15 protein-coding genes are annotated in these 18,627 nt (G+C 38.3%); 5 read left to right on the top strand and 10 right to left on the bottom strand.

What is annotated here, in order from left to right:
- Positions 1-140: 140 nt before the first annotated feature.
- The 4 genes from K4422_RS11965 to K4422_RS11950 are packed head-to-tail and all read left to right on the top strand — an operon-like array spanning position 141 to position 3,533.
- A complete protein-coding gene (locus K4422_RS11965) occupies positions 141-1,304 on the top strand; it encodes a betaine/proline/choline family ABC transporter ATP-binding protein (RefSeq protein ID WP_206903577.1) in 1,164 nt (387 codons plus the stop codon).
- Between the two features lie 3 nt (positions 1,305-1,307).
- Positions 1,308-1,946, top strand: a complete 639-nt coding sequence (locus K4422_RS11960; protein ID WP_206903576.1) for an ABC transporter permease — start codon at positions 1,308-1,310, stop codon at positions 1,944-1,946.
- Positions 1,943-2,860 (top strand): osmoprotectant ABC transporter substrate-binding protein, encoded by a 918-nt coding sequence (locus K4422_RS11955; RefSeq protein WP_206903575.1) that lies wholly within the window; start codon positions 1,943-1,945, stop codon positions 2,858-2,860. The genes K4422_RS11960 and K4422_RS11955 overlap by 4 nt, the downstream gene beginning before the upstream one ends.
- A 10-nt stretch (positions 2,861-2,870) precedes the next feature.
- Positions 2,871-3,533 carry an ABC transporter permease gene (locus tag K4422_RS11950; RefSeq protein ID WP_206903657.1) on the top strand — a complete coding sequence of 221 codons (663 nt, stop codon included), beginning with the start codon at positions 2,871-2,873 and terminating at the stop codon, positions 3,531-3,533.
- Between the two features lie 282 nt (positions 3,534-3,815).
- Here K4422_RS11950 and K4422_RS11945 read toward each other — a convergent pair whose 3' ends face one another.
- The 5 genes from K4422_RS11945 to K4422_RS11925 all read right to left on the bottom strand — a co-directional run bounded on the left by K4422_RS11945 (position 3,816) and on the right by K4422_RS11925 (position 11,627).
- On the bottom strand, positions 3,816-5,642 hold the full coding sequence (locus K4422_RS11945; RefSeq protein ID WP_206903574.1) for an APC family permease: 1,827 nt from the start codon (positions 5,640-5,642) through the stop codon (positions 3,816-3,818).
- A 269-nt stretch (positions 5,643-5,911) separates the two neighbouring features.
- Positions 5,912-8,617, bottom strand: coding sequence for a YhgE/Pip domain-containing protein (locus tag K4422_RS11940; protein WP_230711259.1), 2,706 nt, complete (start codon positions 8,615-8,617; stop codon positions 5,912-5,914).
- Between the two features lie 314 nt (positions 8,618-8,931).
- Positions 8,932-9,600, bottom strand: a complete 669-nt coding sequence (locus K4422_RS11935) for an HAD family hydrolase (protein WP_230711258.1) — start codon at positions 9,598-9,600, stop codon at positions 8,932-8,934.
- Between the two features lie 4 nt (positions 9,601-9,604).
- Positions 9,605-9,919, bottom strand: a complete 315-nt coding sequence (locus K4422_RS11930) for a hypothetical protein (protein ID WP_206903571.1) — start codon at positions 9,917-9,919, stop codon at positions 9,605-9,607.
- A 109-nt stretch (positions 9,920-10,028) separates the two neighbouring features.
- Positions 10,029-11,627: a helix-turn-helix domain-containing protein gene (locus tag K4422_RS11925; RefSeq protein ID WP_230711257.1), complete on the bottom strand. Its 1,599-nt coding sequence runs from the start codon at positions 11,625-11,627 to the stop codon at positions 10,029-10,031.
- Positions 11,628-11,939: 312 nt separating this feature from the next.
- On the opposite strand from K4422_RS11925, the gene K4422_RS11920 reads away from it, so the two are divergent.
- A complete protein-coding gene (locus K4422_RS11920) occupies positions 11,940-13,025 on the top strand; it encodes a sortase domain-containing protein (protein ID WP_230711256.1) in 1,086 nt (361 codons plus the stop codon).
- Positions 13,026-13,106: 81 nt separating this feature from the next.
- Here K4422_RS11920 and K4422_RS11915 read toward each other — a convergent pair whose 3' ends face one another.
- From K4422_RS11915 to K4422_RS11895, 5 genes are all read right to left on the bottom strand, one after another.
- Positions 13,107-13,481, bottom strand: a complete 375-nt coding sequence (locus tag K4422_RS11915; RefSeq protein ID WP_206903569.1) for a type II toxin-antitoxin system PemK/MazF family toxin — start codon at positions 13,479-13,481, stop codon at positions 13,107-13,109.
- A gap of 11 nt (positions 13,482-13,492) precedes the next feature.
- Entirely contained in the window at positions 13,493-14,611 is a 1,119-nt protein-coding gene (alr, locus tag K4422_RS11910) for an alanine racemase (protein ID WP_230711255.1), read from the bottom strand.
- A gap of 32 nt (positions 14,612-14,643) precedes the next feature.
- Positions 14,644-14,994, bottom strand: coding sequence for a holo-ACP synthase (gene acpS / locus K4422_RS11905; protein WP_230711254.1), 351 nt, complete (start codon positions 14,992-14,994; stop codon positions 14,644-14,646).
- Between the two features lie 389 nt (positions 14,995-15,383).
- On the bottom strand, positions 15,384-16,919 hold the full coding sequence (cshA, locus tag K4422_RS11900; protein ID WP_206903566.1) for a degradosome RNA helicase CshA: 1,536 nt from the start codon (positions 16,917-16,919) through the stop codon (positions 15,384-15,386).
- 339 nt (positions 16,920-17,258) lie between these two features.
- A complete protein-coding gene (locus tag K4422_RS11895; RefSeq protein ID WP_230711253.1) occupies positions 17,259-18,605 on the bottom strand; it encodes a UDP-N-acetylmuramoyl-tripeptide--D-alanyl-D-alanine ligase in 1,347 nt (448 codons plus the stop codon).
- Positions 18,606-18,627: the final 22 nt, after the last annotated feature.

Here is an 18,627-nt window from a genome sequence, read left to right as displayed (position 1 = left end):
CCAAAAATAATAAAACGCTATCATTCACCCTTTAATTCATTTATTTTTGCAAAAATATGCGTATTATTTGTCATATTTTCCATTTACTTTCATACTAGTAGTGATACCTACAGGGAAAAAAGATGAAGAGGTGAAGCACATTGATCGAATTTCAACATGTAACAAAAATTTACAAAGGCGGCAAAGTCGCTGTCGAAGACGTCAATTTGTCTTTTGATAAGGGGGAATTTATCTGTTTTATCGGCACAAGTGGTTCTGGTAAAACGACTTGTATGCGGATGATTAACCGGATGAATGAACCGACAAAAGGAAAAATTTTAATTAATGACAAAGACATCAAGGAAGTTAATCCGGTGGAATTACGACGCAAAATTGGCTACGTAATTCAAAATATCGGCTTAATGCCCCATATGACGATTCGAGAAAATATTACCTTGGTCCAAAAGCTACTGAAAGTAGATGAACAAACTCGCAAAGAAACTGCAGAAAAAATGATTGATCTAGTGGAATTACCACGAGAAATGTTAGATCGTTACCCTGCTGAACTCTCCGGCGGTCAACAACAGCGCATTGGGGTAGTACGCGCCCTTGCAGCCAACCAAGACATCATTTTAATGGATGAACCTTTTGGTGCCTTAGATCCCATTACCCGTGACGCGTTACAGGATTTAGTGAAGGATCTACAAGAACGTTTAGGTAAAACGATTGTTTTTGTTACCCACGATATGGACGAAGCTTTAAAATTAGCCAACCGCATTGTCATTATGAGTGAAGGTAAAGTGATCCAATTTGATACGCCAGAAAATATCTTGCGTAATCCTGCGAATGAGTTCGTCGAAGAATTAATTGGTGAAGACCGCTTATTACAAGCAAAACCTGATACAACCACCGTTGGCGAAGTTATGCTAAAAAGCGCGATTACGATCACACCAGAAAAATCTTTACGTGAAGCAATCTCCTTGATGCGGGAAAAACGCGTGGATACGCTACTGGTAACAGATAACAGCAAAATATTAAAAGGGTTTATCGACGTCGAGTCTATCGATAAAATGCGCGGAAAAGCCTCTAGTGTGGGGGATATTTTGAATAAAGACGTCTTTTATGTCAAAGAAGATAAATTACTACGGGACGTGTTGCAGCGCATTTTAAAACGAGGCTTAAAATATGTTCCAGTGGTGGATCAAAAAACCCGCGTCGTCGGAATTTTAACCCGCGCCTCATTGGTTGATATTGTTTACGATGTTTTATGGGGTGATGAAGCTTCCATCAGTGAAGCGATTGAATCTGCAAAAGAGGAGGCGTAAAGCATGGCTGATTTTTTTGCAAAACACGGTTCTGAAATTTTAAATAAAAGTTTTGAGCATATTTATATATCTTTTTTTGCTTTACTATTAGGGATTGTTATTGCAGTGCCTTTAGGTGTTCTTTTGACGCGCTTTAAAAAAGCAGCTAACATTGTGATTACGGTCACCTCTGCGTTGCAAACTATCCCCTCTCTTGCACTTTTGGCATTGATGATTCCCATTTTTGGTGTTGGAAAAGTACCGGCGATTATTGCCTTATTCATCTATTCGCTTTTACCAATTTTACGGAATACCTACATTGGGATGAAAAATGTCGATGGCAATTACCTAGATGTCGCCCGCGGAATGGGCATGACGAATTTGCAGTCAATTTTTAGTGTGGAGCTGCCGATTGCGATGCCAACCATTATGGCCGGAATTCGCTTAGCCTCAGTTTATGTCATCGCCTGGGCAACGCTAGCCTCTTATATCGGTGCTGGCGGTTTGGGGGATCTAATTTTCAGCGGGTTAAATAACTACCAACCTGATTTAATTTTTGCTGGGACTATTCCAGTAACACTATTGGCTTTATTAAGTGATTTTCTTTTAGGTTTATTAGAAAACTATTTAACGCCAAAAGCTTTAAGGGGGGCAGACGAATGAAAAAATTAAAAACACTCTTCCTTACGCTGATGACGACGGTTTTATTAGCTGGTTGTTCATTTCCTGGACTAGCTTCTTCTAGTAGTGAAAATACAGTTGCCATTACTGGTGGTATTACTTCTGAAGCACAAATTTTAGCGAGTTTAGTCGCTGGTATGATTGAACACTACACCGATTTGGATACGACAATTATTAATAACTTGGCGACTACTACAATTAACAACCAAGCTATGGTAAATGGCGACGCTCAAATTTCAGCCGCGCGCTATACCGGGACTGACTTAACTGCCACCTTAGGCATGGAACCGGTCAAAGATCCCGCCGAAGCTTTTAAGATTGTAAAATCCGAGTTTAACAAGCGTTATCAACAAACTTGGTTTAAATCTTATGGTTTTGACAATACGTATACGTTTTTAGTTCGCAAAGATACAGCTGAAAAGTATAATTTGAAAAAAATCAGCGACTTAAAAAATGTAAGTGACAAGCTAGTTGCCGGCGTCGATACTTCTTGGATTAATCGTAAAGGTGATGGGTATGACGGCTTCCAAAAAGAATATGGTTTTTCATTTAAAAATATTTTACCGATGCAAATTGGCTTAGTTTATGACGCAGTAGCCGCCGGCAAAATGGATATCGTATTAGGCTACTCCACCGATGGCCGGATTGCCAGCTACGACTTGGTGATGTTAGAAGACGATTTAAAATTCTTCCCACCTTATGATGCAGCTGCTATTGCCGATAATGCATTGTTAAAAAAATACCCTGATTTACAGACGGCATTAGGACGCCTAGAAGGTGTTATAGACACCAAGCAAATGCAAAAATTAAATTATGAAGCCGATAATAATTTAGTTGAACCTTCTGTCGTTGCAGAAAAATTTCTTAAAGACAACCACTATTTCGAAGGGAAGTGAGTAGATGGATCTGCAAAATATGAATTTAGCCGAACAATTTGTTTATTACTTTAAAGAAAACGGCAGTTACGTTTTCAGCCAGTTTTTACGTCACTTCTTAATTTCGATTTATGGCGTGTTACTTGCAGCGATTGTGGCAATTCCACTAGGGATTTTAATTTCTAAAAGACACAAATTAGCCGATTGGGTGATTCGGATTGCTAATGTCATTCAAACCGTACCGCAGCTGGCAATGTTATCCATTTTAATGATTGGATTAGGTCTAGGGGTAAATGTCGTTATCGTAACGGTTTTCCTTTATTCTATTTTACCGATTATTAAAAACACATATACGGGAATGAAACAGGTCGATAAAAATGCTTTAGATGTTGGTAAAGGGATGGGGATGACTAGCTGGCAGCGTCTTTACATGATTGAATTGCCGCTTTCCATTTCTGTTATTATGGCCGGAATTCGTAACGCCTTAGTGGTTGCGATCGGGATTACAGCAATTGGTGCTTTTGTGGGTGCTGGGGGTTTAGGCGACATTATTATTCGCGGTACAAATGCTACAGATGGCGCTTCAATTATCTTAGCCGGTGCTTTGCCAACTGCTTTAATGGCGATTATCACAGACTGGATTTTAAGCATTGTAGAACATCGCCTAGATCCCGCTGGCAAAACTTCAAAATAATAATAAAAGTTTTTCAAACTTGGTTTACTCGCACGCAATAAGGCAGAATTGCAATAAATTGTTCTGCAAATTTCTTGCAATTTTGGCTTATTACTGGCGCGTTAGTACATGAAGCTAGCTAGTTAGAAAGCTTTGCTAAAGCGATTTATTCATTTGAGAATGCTAATTTTAGTTAAAAACATATCAGTGCATCAACTAAAAAAGACTTGAAAAAAATACCAACTGTTAAGGGCTAGCGTAAAAACTAACCCTTAACAGTCGGTACAAAAATTCAAGTCTTTTTTATTTTTTCAAATGGTAACTATAGGTGCTGACGACAATATTTTGACGCCAAGATAAACGCATCCGCAAACGTAAGCTTGTTTGGTTGTGCAAAATATTTTGCCAACGTCGCCGCGGTACGAATTGGGGAATGATAACCGTTGTCGTATAGTTGTGTTTCACGGCATTTTTACTCACTAAGTCGACGTAACGGATAATCGGATTTTCAATCGAACGGTAAGAGGAATGAACAACAGAAAAACGTACATCTGGGAAGTTTTGTTTAAATTCTGCTTCAATCTCTTTTTCTTTTTTTACATCTTCATCTAATGAAACGTGCATCGCAACCACGTAATCACCAATAGATTGGGCATAATTTAGTGCCCCGACATTTACGCGGGTCACATTACCAACTAAGACAATCACGGTATTGCCGTCGTAAGTGTGAAGTTTGGCTTCATCTTCCATTAAACGCAATTGCTCGGCAACTTTCCGATAGTGATCATGAATCTTGTAAAAGATAAATAATAAAACCGGCATAATGATAAAGAATGGCCAAATATCACCTAGGCGATAAGCAAATAAGATTGTAATAATCGCATATGAGATAAAGGCACCGACAATATTTGCAATTGATTTTTTCAACCAGCCACTGCCTTGTTTTTGCCAGTGACGGACCATCCCGGTTTGTGATAACGCAAAGGGAATAAATACCCCAATAGAATAAAGCGGAATCAAGCGCTCTGTCGAACCTTGGAAAATAATCAACAAGACAATAGAGCCTGCTGCAAGGGTTATGATCCCATTGGAATAACCTAAGCGATCACCACGATCTTGATACATATGCGGCATAAATTTATCTTTTGCTAAATTATAAGCCAAAACTGGAAAAGCAGAAAAACCCGTATTAGCAGCCACAGCCAAGATTAAAGCTGTCGTAAATTGTAATGCATAATACATAATTCCGTGACCAAAAACAGCTTCCCCGATTTGAGATAAAACTGTTACCTCTTGTTCAGGGACGATCCCATACCAATAGTTGATAAAAGTAATTCCGACAAAGAAGAAGCCTAAGATACTCGCCATGATTGCTAGCGTTGCAGCTGCATTTTTTGCCCGAGGTTTTTTAAAGAAAGGTACAGCGTTACTAATGGCTTCCACCCCAGTTAAAGAAGATGAACCAGAAGAAAATGCTCGTAAAATTAACGCAATCGAAATTCCCGGAATCGCTGCTCCAGGTAGCGCTGTTGCATTAAGTGGTTGTGCACCGCTAATGATTTTAAATAGACCAACAGCAATTAAAATGGTGATTACGGCAATAAATGTATAAACCGGCACCATCAAAAAGCTAGCCGACTCTCTTAATCCCCGCAAGTTCATCATCATAATCAGCAAAACGATGAAAATGGAAATGGCAACTTGGTGTCCGTACAACGCCGGTACAGCTGACGTAATCGCTTCAGCACCAGCAGAAACAGATACCGCTACGGTTAACATATAGTCAATTAAAAGGGAACCTCCGGAAATCAGGCCCGCATTCCGCCCCAAATTCTCACTACTAACGACATAGGCGCCCCCGCCATGTGGATAAGCGTGAATGATCTGCCGATAAGACAATGTCAAAGAGACCAACAAAATAATGACAAATGCTGCAATTGGCAATGAATACCAAATTGCCGCTGTGGACAAAGCGACTAAAACAACAACAATTTGTTCTGTTCCGTACGCAATTGAAGATAGTGCATCAGAAGATAATAATGCTAACGCCGCAAACCGCGTTAATTTTTGTTCATCATTTTCTGCTGATTTTAAAGGCCGTCCCACTAACAGCCGCTTTAAATAATTCACTTTTCCTTACTCCTTTACGAAATAATTTAGTCTAACAAGATAGTTAATCGTGGTTTTGTAACAACCCAAAAAATAGAAATAATTGCTGCAATCAAGAGTGTATGCTACGCCTCTCTTTTGAAAAAGTCAATGAAAATTTCATTTAAAAATCTACAGCTTTTTTTAAAGCTTTAAAGGACCACTAACAAGCAAAAGAAATCGCTTTCTAAAAAAAGAAAAAAGAGAACAAATTGCAGTAATTTGCGTTGCTACAATTTGCTCTCTTACTTTTAATGGAAGAAATGACTTTCTTTGGTCATATTGCCGAGTTTTTTTGTCGCCCCTTCTAAATATGGATAGGCGATCGTCCCAACGACACCAAAGAAAATAAACAGTCCTAACATGATAAAAATATTTGGCCAAGCATTTGCCCAATAAATTCCTCCCGCTGACTCCCGTAATAAATCTACCGCATGGGTAAATGGCAATAAGGGATTGATCATTTGGAAAAATTTACCGGAAACTTGAATTGGATAGTTCCCGCCACCACCAGAAATGGACAGTACCAGAATAATGATCGCAATTCCCTTACCGATGTTACCAAATAACGCTGCTAAAACATAGACAATCATCATAAAGGAAAGTCCCACTAGTAATCCAAATAAAACAGCATAAACAGGTTGTTTAACATCGACACCTAATAAGAAATAATTTCCTAAGGTAACAATTAAAGCCTGTGCCACACCTTCTGTTAAGAAAGTTAGCATACGAGCAACAAAAGTTTCACGTTTTGAAAAGCGACCTTTGTTTTTGTCTTCAATAAAGACATCGGTTGCCGCGACACTAGAAAGTAACAAGGCCCCCACCCATAAACATAGTGCGGTATAAAACGGTGTGCTGGCCGATCCGTTATTGGCCATTGGATACATTTGATTGGTTTTTAACGCAACTGGGTTGGTGAAAAATTCACTTTCTTTATTGGCATCCAATTTCAATAGTTTGATGATTTCACCAAGGTCGGCTGTTTCTTCACCTTTTTTAATCGCAGTTGCCGCTTTTTTTATGCCTGCGCGTAACGAAGGCCAATTATTTTGAATTAAGCCAGTTGCTACATCCAATGCTTTTTCAACTTCGGGTAATTTTTCATTAACCATTCCCATGGTGCTGGTTAAATCTTTTCTGATTCCTGGCCAATCTTTTTCATAAAAATCAACAGCCAGTGCTAATTTTTTCTCAACTTCAGGTAAATCATTTTTATAAAGGTCCGCACCTTTATTAATACCAGAAACAATCGCATTCATGTGGCCATTTAGCATGACATTCGCATCATGTAACTCTTTACCGATTGCTGGCATTTCTTTTTGATACTTTTCTAAAATTTTAATCGCATTTGTAATAGTCGTCTTGGTTGAGGCTAATAAAGCTTGAAAATCAATGTGTTGTGCTTTGGTCAATAGTCCATCGGCCGTATTGATCGTTGTGATCAATTGTGTCAATCCTTTTGAAATCTCACTTGAAATTTGATTAGCATCAATGCCGCTTAACACATTATCTACTTCATTTCCTACACTTTGGACTTGATCAATAAAGTTAAGGGCAGCATCCACATTTCCCGCTTGAATATAGCCATTTAAAGTCGTCACGCGATTTGCAAGACCATTAATTAGGTTTTTTACATTATTTAGTCGACTCACCAAGTCTTGTAAAATTTGGCTATCACTCGCATTTGGCAACTTATTAATGAAATCAATCAAGTTTTGAATGATTGTTTGTTGCGTTTGCAGGTGACTAACAAAATCTTGTAATGATTTATCAATCGCTTTTTTTTCATCATCTGTCAATTTGTTATCGGCTAAAGCTGTCTTCACGTCTTCTAAGGCACTATTTACTTCTGTATGAATGAATTTCAGATTGTTTAAAATCATATTTACACTTTGCGTGATATTCGGAATAGCCTTTTGCAGTTCTTCGGCTCCTTCTTTGGTGGTATTAGCAAATTCTTGTGCCTGATTGCCCAATTTTTGAATATCAGGTAAAATACTTTGGACTTGTTCAATAATCGTTAAGCCTTGCTTGGCGTCTTTAATCCCGGCATCCATCGTGCTCTTAATATTTTCAAAGTCACCATCAACCATCGCCAATTGTTTCCCTGCGTTTTGGATTTCAGGAATTTTAGCTTGTAAATCCAAAATAATTGCCGCTTCTTTTTTCAATTGGGGCATTTTATCATTTAAACTAACTAACTTGTTGCCCATTTCATCTACTTGAGGTAGATAGTCGATAAATTGATTGGCCTTATTCAATTTTTCTTTAATTTCAGGCATCTTATCATTTAACGCAACCACTTCTTTGGTATAGCCTTCAATTTGATCCAGATTATCATTGGTAGTTAAAATCAAATTTTTCACTTTATTGATGCTGACTAAGTTACTGTCAATATCATAGCCTACTTCATTGAAAACTTTCATCAGCGTATTACTAGCAGTATCAATGAACTGATTAGAAATTTGTTCTTGTAAACTAGTAGCACCTTTGTCAGCAATTTTTGGTGCAATTGCATTGATTTTTTCATTAATGTAATATTCAATCGTCGGTTTTTTTATCGTTCCCGTTGTAAAACTCAATAAATCTTTGGAAAACTCTTTTGGGAGATAAATCCCCGCATAATATTTCCCAGAGCGCACGCCTTTGGTTAATTCTTCTTTCGAGTCAACAAAACGCCAACCTAGTTGCTTGTTGTCATGAAGAGTATCAATCACCTGCTCGCCGATTTCTACTTTCTTATCTTGTAAACTCGCCCCTGCGTCATCACTGTAAACGGCAATGGGCAACTCCCCAGTATTGCCATAAGGATCCCACAAAGCCTTGATATTAAACCAAGCATATAAAGAAGGCAAAACCATTAACGCAACGATTAAGAAAGCTGCCATTGGATTTTTAAAGATTCGCTTCCAGTCTGTTTTATATAGTTCAAAAACATTTTTAATATGTTGCATATTCATCACCTTTATTTTTTTCTGCCTGCTTACTTTACCATTTTTTATTTTAAGGAACCATCTAAAAAAACGAGCTCGTCGTGACTTTTTGACACTTATGACAATCTGTCATAAAGAAAAGGCTTGCATTCTTTTCAAATGGGGTTACTTCTTAAACATTACTTTAAGTTTACCAAAATTATCATTATATAGAAATAAATACGGTTCTTTTGAGCAAGGGACAAAAAAAGAGACAAAAATAGTAGCTTTGATCACCCACCATTTTGCCGCAGTGAATGAAAAGCTACTATAATTTTGATTTTTGATTATAAATTTTAGTTCATGGCATCTAACCAATCCCATAAAACTTTTAGACTTGTTCCTTGTAAAAATGGAGTTAAGCCAATTTCAGCTGGATCGCGGTGATTGGCTGGTAAACTTTGATCTGGAATGAGCACAACTTTCATTTTCGCTTGCAAAGCCGCCTTAGCGCCGGTTAAAGAATCTTCAACTGCAATCGTATTTTGTGGATTTGCTCCAACTTTTGCGGCAGTTGCCAAATAGATGTCTGGTGCTGGTTTTAATTCTTTAACATCATCGCCAAATGTGATCACATCAAAAAAAGACGCCAATTGGAAATAATCCAAATACATTTTACCTCTTTTTCTCAAAGTAGAGGTGGCCAAACCACAATATAAACCTTTTTCTCTGACTTTTGCTAAAGTTTCTTTTGCGTAAGGCTTCAACTGCAACGCCCCTTTTGCCAATTCAGCAGCAATAAAAATTTCCCGTTCTGTTTTCATTTTTTCCACGATTTCTTCAGAACCAAAATGAGCAGCTAATTTTGCCATTGTTTGACTAGCGCTTTGCCCACTCCACCCCTTCATATCTGCTTTTGTCAGTGAAATACCATGTTTTTTAGCAACCTGTAACCAACCGCGCTGATACATTTGCTCACTGTCTATTAGTAAACCATCCATATCAAAAATTATCATCTCAATCATCACATCACCCTAAATTCTTTGCCTGCAAAAATTTTGCCACTGTTAAATCAAACAACTCGACAACTTTATCTGGTGCCTCATCATAAGATAAATTAATGGTGGGTGTTGCCAAACTATCAAAAGCACTTAAGGGTTGCAAAGTTTGAGTATCAAATGTAATTTTCGGTGCATGAATCGTCTCACCACACGGGCCTGCATGAATAATTGCCAGCTCAGCTTTATGCTGTGGTAACAGGCGCAGACGATAAAAAACGCCATCTAAAAATTCTCGCTCTTCACTGTAATTTTCTTTAATTTTTTGCCACTGTTCTTTTCTCATCAGCAATTCTCCTATTCTTATTTTACCTTTATTATAGACCAAAAAACACCCTGTAACCAACCGCGGTTACAAGGTGTCTTTTTACGCCAAGTTCATTATTTCAACAAATTTATTGTTGTTTTTTATTATCCAATGCTTCATCCATAATAAAAGTTGCAATTCGTTCATTAGGCTGACGACTTGGATAAACGGAGCGACCTGAGTGAAAGTCTTTTGCGTCAAGCTGGGTTAAGTAACGATCAGAAGCTTCTTTTTGAATTGCAATGATGCGGCGATTCAGCACTTCCCAGTCTGCTTCTGAAAGATAGTCATCTACAATCATGAGATTTTCGTTTTGATAGTTATGAATTGGGTCATTTGTGACAACTAAGTCATAATCTTCAAAGTGCTCCAATTCCGCTGTAGAAACAAATAAAGGCGATTCTTTATATAAATCAATTTTAAAACGATCTCCATACGGCGCTTTTAGCAAGGAGCGCAACATTTTTGCGTGACGCACGCCTCTATGGCTAACAACTAAAATGCTTAGACTACGTCGCAAACTTTCCAACTGCAAGGGTAAATTAGCCCATTCTTTCAATAAAATGCAGCGCACATCTGCTTCTGTCTTTTGTACCCAAGGAAAATTACAGTCTTTTTCAATTTCTCTTAAGTGCACACTGACAATCTTAGAAAAGATTGGATAGATTCGTTGAATATTACGCGCATATTCTTGACTTTGATTATGCAAGATTTCCCGATCATAAGGGTAAAGGGAATACGTCGAATAAAGTCCCATCATTTGCTGGACGATCTTCTTTTCATCCCGTTCATTTAGCGGAAAGTCAACTGCCTGACACACGCGTTGTAAAAACTGTTCAATTGCCGTTTGAATACGAAATTCTTGTTGACGATTTGCCCAGTTGTAATACTCGTGAAAAACTGTCCGACTTGTTTCTCGGTGCCACATGGGAACCAACTTATAATTGGTCACAGCAAATTTTTCACTATAACTGCGATTACTTTTGATTAAACGATCCAAGAAATCATCCGGTTCAGCGTAAATCTCTTCACTTAACATAAACCCTTGCGATGCACGAATTATGGTCACCATTAATAAATATGCGTGTTCAATAATTTCATGATCATCCCACAAAATATCAAAATCTGTTGAAGTCCGCATTACAAAACAAACGAGCTGCTGTCGTTCCAAGTCAAAAGGCCATTCAGTAGTCCCATAAGCTTCAAGAAAATAAGATTGGTAAAAAAAGCGAACCCAGCGCTCATCTGGAGCTGTAATTCGAAATGGTTTACGTTCTAAGACTAAACCCCTTCTCTTTAATGCTTTAGCCGTACTATTTACCATACGATAAAATGTTGCTTCACTTAGAAACAATTTATTGATCCAATATTCAGCATCTCGATTAGGATTCAAAAAAACCGCCTCAATAAATTGAAATTCATTGGAATCTTGTAGAATTTTTTGATAAATGTTATTAATCTTGTTGGACTGTACAGGCTGTGCTTTGATTCCCTTCATTTTTGAAATATCAATATGAAGGTATTCTTCTAATTCATCGTTGATATAGTTAACGTCCGTTATTAACGTTTTGGTTGAACATTCTAATGTAGCTGCAGCCTCTTCTAGTGACCACCAGCGTTGATGCTTCGTTAAAAATTCAATTAAATATAAACGTCTTTTCATGGCTGTATTCAATAACAATCTCATCTATCTCACCAACTTGCCATTTTTTTAATTTTATTTTAACATATAAGTAGTTAATGCGGGAATTATTCTGAACTTTTTATTTATTAATTTTCATTACTCCAGTTTTTTTCACAAAAAGGAAATTTATGAATGATTTTTGAAAAACCGCTAACCTCTAAGGCTTTCTTAACGCCATAAAAATATAAAGTGTTATCTATTGTGAAATTTATTTAACTTTTGCCTTAATTCTCGTTAATCTAAGAGTGTAAAGAACAAGTCACAGTAAAATTCAGATTTGTCACCTACGGAAACATAGTAATGGGGGGAACGACTATGTTAAAGAAATTATGGAATAAAAGGGCAACAAAATTAATCATCCTTTGTTTAGGCGCTCTTGTTGCATTTCTTGCTTTTGACTTTTATACTTCTGGCACTACATACGGTAGCAACTCGGCAGCAGCACAAACACCAAGTGACATCATTGCACCAACAATCACAGGTGATGCTGCCATCACATTAGAACGAGGAACAAGTTTCAATCCTGCGGACCACTTTACAGTAACCGACGATCAAGACGAAAATCCTACTTTGGAAGTTCAAACACCCGTAGATACCTCAGTTGTCGGTGTTACGCCGGTCTTACTAACTGCTAAAGATGAACTTGGCAATACCAGTACAAAACAAATTATCGTTAATGTCGTTGACACTGCAGCTGAAGAAAAAGCCAAAGCTGAGGCTGAAAAAAAAGCCAAAGAGGAACAGGCTAAAAAAGAAGCTGCTGCTAAAAAAGAGGCTGAAGAAAAAGCCGCTAAAGAACAAGAAATGGCAGCACAAGTTGAAAACACGCAACAAAACACAGTTTCAGACCAAACTAGTTCAAATACAAATGAAACTAAAAATGAGGCAGCACCAAAAGAAAACGTTAACAATAATTCGCAAAATAATAATCAAACAGCAAATACAAGTAACTCAAGTCAAAATTCTGCTCCAGCTGCTCCTGCCACAATTCAACCCATGCAATTGGAAATTAACGGAAAATTTATCAACTATCAAAATGCCGGACAAGGTAGCGGACAAGCGATAATTGATGCCGACCACAGTCGTGCAGCTACATGGGGCGGTGCTGCCGTTCAATCTGGCGACGATGGTTTAAATACTCACATTATTGCTCATAACCCTGGTGCCTTCGATGTAATTTTCACCCTTGCAATAGGCTCTCAGTTTAGAATATCAGATGCAAATGGTAAAGTCACCACTTATACTGTTAATGAAATCACCCAAGTTGATGATGAAGCGTATCGGCTAAGCGATGGCGCAGATTATTGGGATAAAATGATTGGTACTGGCGGCGGTGAAAGAGTTACCTTGCAAGCTTGTATTAATGACATTCACAATCTCGTAGTATTTGCATCCAAATAAAATACTTGTCCTCCCGCAAGTATTTACTCATCAATAAAAAGCTCTTCAACAAGCGCCAGAACTTGTTGAAGAGCTTTTTAATTATGTATCCTGCTGATGCAAAGCAGGCGTTAAATCCGCCAGCCCGACACTGATACGTAATGCCCGATCCACTGCTTTCATCGTAACAGAATCCAACACACAGACTTTTTCCTTTAAGCGGCTTTTGTCAATCGTGCGAATCTGTTCTAACAAAATTACCGAATCTTTATTAATACCACTTTCTGCCGCCTTGATGCCGACATGAGTTGGTAGCTTTGGTTTTGCCATTTTAGCCGTAATAGCTGCAACAATTACGGTTGGACTAAAATGATTGCCCCGATCGTTTTGGATAATTAATACTGGGCGAATGCCGCCTTGTTCAGATCCAACAACCGGTGACAAATCAGCAAAGAAAATATCTCCGCGTTTCACCATTTAACTCATCCTCATTCAATATATTCCCGTGGTACCCGCGGTGAAATACCGCAAGCAACTTCGTAGTGAATTGTCTCTAATTTTTCTGCAACTTCCTCAAGTGTGATCGCTTCTCCACCATTTTTCCCAACCAGCGTTACTTTTGTGCCTACAGCTACTTCACCAGGTAAGCGAACCATAATTTGATCCATGCATACACGACCAACAATTTCACAAAATTTCCCGTCAACTAGAACGCTAAATCCTTGTAATTTTCGCAACCAACCATCAGCATATCCAATTGGAATAGTTCCAATCCACTCTGCCTGGGGTGTAATATACGTTTCACCGTAACCAATGCCGCTTCCTGTCGGTAATTGTTTCACCTGAACAATTTGAGACACTAATTCTAAAGCTGGCTCTAATTGATAAGGTGCTGTTAATGTATGTCCAGAAGGATTCAACCCATATAAAGCCACGCCATAACGAACTAAATTACCAATTGGCTCATGCCATAATGCTGTTGCGCTATTACTATCATGGACATAACGAGGTTGATAGGGTAAGTTCTCTAAAACCGCTAAAAAACGATTTTTTTGGGTTTCATAATACGTTTTATCTGCTTGATCTGCAGTAGCAAAATGCGTGAAAATCCCTTCCCACTTCATTTGCGGTATCGCTTCCATTAAACGAACGGCCTCATTGACACTTTCAGGAGCTAAAAATCCAATCCGTCCCATGCCCGTATCAACTTTTAAATGTATTTTCAACGGTCGTGGCAATTGTTCTACCTGAAGCATTTCAAAAGCCTCCTGTAGCCACTCTACCGTCGCAACTGGAAAAGCCAAATCGTATTCACTTAATAGCTGAAGATAACTAATCTCCACCAATCCTAAAACTAAAATTGGCTGGGTAATGCCTGCTTCACGTAATTCAATGCCCTCATCAATCGTTGCGACACAAAAACCACTGGCGCCACCTTTTAATGCGGCATGAGCTACTGCTGTGGCACCATGACCATATCCATCTGCTTTAACTACTGCAAAAAGATTTGTAGTTTGCGGTAATTGCTGCAAGATATTTTGAATATTTTTTACAATTGCATTTAAATTTATAATCGCTTTTGTCGGACGGTGAATCGATGTAACCACGGTTTTTCCTTCTTTCTATCTTCAAACAAAAATTACTCTGCTAATAAGATTTGCGCAAATGCTGTTTCATCTGTGTGGGTAATACTAACAAATACTTGCCCAATATAAGGAGAAGCGGTCATTTTGGGCGCCCCTAATTCATCTGGCAGAATCTCTAGTTCTTGAAAAGTTACTTTTCCTATACCTGTACCCCATGCTTTTGAAAATGCTTCTTTACAAGCATAGCGGCCGCCTAAAAATTCAACCTGCCGTTTAAAAGACAATTGCTGAAAAATCGCTAATTCTTTTGGTGTTAACACCCGACTAGCAAATTGTGGCTTATCTGTAATAATTTTTCTAATTCGACTTAACTCAACCGCGTCGATGCCAATTCCTTTTATCATTTGCAAACTCCTACATTACAATTTTCAAGCCGTTTCAAAAGATGTTTTTTGCTAGTCTCATTCTACCAAATGTTACGAGAAAAACCATTAAAAGACTTCACATCTTTCAAAAAGCTGTAACGAAGTTTTATAAAGTGAAATTTATTCAAACTCAAGCGTAACGCAAACTCCTACGCTATGTAAACCCTTTTTTGAAATAAAAATGAAAATATTTACTATATAAAAATTTATATTATTGTTAAGAAATAGTGTAAAAAAGCCACCTGAACTATATTTCTATAAAAAAACGTTATTTTACACTAAGACCTTTTTGCACAAAAAAAAGCCTGCCTCTTTAGATAATAAAAAACAGCGAATCACTAGAAAGTGACTCGCTGCATGTACAAGTATTAATCTTGATTGTTGCGAATAACAAAGCTGCGTTTTCCACCACCGTCATTTTGACGACGGTCATCGCGCCGGCGATCGTTGCGTTTTTGGCCTTCTTTGTTATAGTGGCTATTTTTATTTTTGTTACGGTAGTTCCCGCCATCTTTACGATTGCGATTGTTGCTACCGCCACCACCACTGCGACGACCATTTTTATTGAAGCCTTTTTTACCACTTGGTAAAGGACGTTCTGGTGTAATTTTAACCGGTACAGCATCAGCTGGATCTTTTGCGATAGTTTTTAGCAATAAAGCGACTAAAACTTCTGGATCATAGCCTTCAATTAATTTTTCTGCTGTAGTCATGTAACGTTCCAAACCGTTTTCTTTCAACCCATCTTCAACTTGTTGTACCGCAGCACCTAGTTGACCTTTGAAAGCTTCTTTTTCGGTTGGTGGACGTAATGGTGACATCCGTTTTTTCGTTAAGTTTTCAATAACGTGCAAGTAGCTCATTTCATTTGGCGTTACAAAAGTTACTGACATTCCGCCTTTACCGGCACGACCAGTACGGCCGATACGGTGAACATAGCTTTCTGGATCTTGTGGGATATCGTAGTTGTAAACATGGGTTACACCGGAAATATCCAAACCGCGAGCAGCAACGTCAGTCGCAACTAAAATATCCAATTGGCCTGATTTAAAAGCGCGTAAAACACTCATCCGTTTTTGTTGTGACAAATCACCATGGATACCTTCAGCACGGTAACCCCGCGCTTCTAGGCCACGTGCCAATTCATCAACACGACGTTTCGTGCGTCCGAAAACGATCGCAAGTTCTGGTGTTTGAACATCTAATAAGCGCGTCATTACATCAAATTTTTCAAAATCTTTGGCCCGAACATAATATTGATCAATCAAATCAGCTGTCATTTCTTTGGCTTTAATTTGAACGTGTTCAGGATTTTTCATGAATTTTACGCCAATATTTTTAATAGCTGGGGGCATCGTAGCAGAAAATAGTAATGTTTGGCGTTCTTCAGGAACTTGAGAGATAATTTTTTCAATATCTTCTAAAAAGCCCATGTTCAACATTTCGTCAGCTTCGTCTAAGACTAATGTGCGAACAGTTCCTAATTTCAATGTGTGACGGTTAATGTGGTCAAGCATCCGACCAGGTGTCCCAACAACAATATGGGGACGATCTTTTAAGCCGCGAATTTGACGGCCAATATCGGCGCCACCGTATACAGCTTGGACGCGGATTTTTTTGTCTCGTCCTAGACGGTACAATTCTTCTTGCGTTTGAATCGCAAGCTCACGAGTAGGTGCAATAACAAGTCCTTGCAATGTGTGGTTATTTGTATCAATTTTTTCTAACATCGGTAGACCAAACGCCGCTGTTTTACCAGTACCGGTTTGTGCTTGGCCGATTACATCGCGACCTGCTAGTGCTAAAGGAATTGTTGCTTCTTGGATTGGAGTTGCTTCTTCAAAGCCGGCCCGCTCGACAGATTGCAATAATTCAGGTGATAAATTAAGTTCGTTAAATTTCAAAAGTTTCCTCCTTGAGATGTGTTTCTTATCTATAGTATTTGATGCCCCTCTACCGAAAATAACTCTCGGCAGCCTGCTGCCAAATAGCAAAAGAGGAAGGCCAAAAGAGGCACAATCAAAAAGCTAAATTTCTTCATCAAGCATAGAACTATGCTTTTTCGCTTATTCATTGTCTACTTTTGTACCGTCCTCTTAACTTCAAAAAGTGAGTCTCACTTTACCCTTGATTTTCGGTATCGCGTCATTTTAACACAGAATGAAACTTTCAGCAAGTTTTCAATTTTCATCCATAATATAAAAAAGCAAACAGTCATACTCCAAACTGTTTGCTTTTTATGGTTACATTAGAGCTGATACAACTTCTGTTAATCCCATTCCGTTACTCCCTTTTAAAACAATCGTATCTGTCGGTTGTAGTTCAGCTTGAACCAATTTTATTAGTTGGGCTTTATTTTCTTTATCAAAATGATAAACCATTAGTTGGCTATCTTTTTTAGTTAAAGCGTTAAATAAAGCTTTCATCTCACTACCATACAGAAAAATGACATTAAAGCGATCATCGATATGATTTGCCATACGCGCATGCATGGTTGGTGAATCCGGTCCTAATTCTAACATATCGGCTAAAACTGCTAATTTTCGTCCCGCTGTATTTAGGTTGGCTACTGTGTCCAGTACCAAGCCCATCGCAGTTGGGTTGGCATTGTATACATCACTTAAAATCTGTGCACCGTTTTTTGCAGCTAGCCATTCTGTCCGATTTTTTGTTAATTGGAATTCTGCTAAGCCTTGTTTGATATTTTGTTGTGAGACACCAAAATACTCTCCCAACGCATAGGCAATTAATGCATTTTTGACATTATAGCCACCAATCACTGGAATACTATATTCTTTATCGGCAACCATAAAAGTCGTTTTTGTTTTATCTTCTTTGGTAATTGTAGCGGTTAAATCACCGGCACTTAAGCCAAACGTTACAACTTTTTGCGTTAGATCAGAAACTAATGGTGTTAATAGCTCTTCATCTGCTGGGACAACCAATAAGCCGTCTCTTTTTAGCCCCGCTGTAATTTCCATTTTTGCTTTAGCAATCCCAGCTCGCGAGCCAAGATTTTCAATGTGTGCTTCGCCGATAATGGTAATTGCGGCTGCATCTGGCTGTGCCAGCAAAGACAATTCTGTCAGTTCACCGGCATGATCCATTCCCATTTCTAAAACTAAAACTTCGCAGTCTGTTGGCATATGCAAAATAGTATAAGGCATGCCGATATTATTGTTATAGTTTCCTTGTGTCTTGTATGTTTTAAACTGGGTCGCCATTACCGCAGCTGTCATATCTTTTGTCGTTGTTTTACCATTACTTCCTGTAATCGCCGCAACTTTAGGCTTAACTTTTTGTAAATAATATTGTGCTAACGTTTGAAAAGCAGCTAAAACATCTGCAACTAAAATAACGATCATATCTTTTGGTGCTTTATTGAGCTCCTGACTCCAAAATGTCGCAATCGCACCGTTTTCTTTGGCTAAATTGACAAAGTCATGCCCATCACGCTCACCTGCTAAAGGAACAAATAAACCACCAGTTGTGATTTTACGGCTATCAAATTCAATATTAGAAATAAGTGTTTCTTCCTGAAATTCATTTTGCCCAAACAAAGCAGCAATTTCTTTAACTGTTAAATTCATTATATTCTCCGTTCTAACCATA

It is taken from the genome of Enterococcus sp. SMC-9, assembly GCF_021011285.1.
GTDB lineage: Bacteria > Bacillota > Bacilli > Lactobacillales > Enterococcaceae > Enterococcus_C > Enterococcus_C montenegrensis.
The sequence above is the reverse complement of the archived record's forward strand: the minus strand, read 5'-3'. Positions and strand labels throughout refer to the sequence as shown.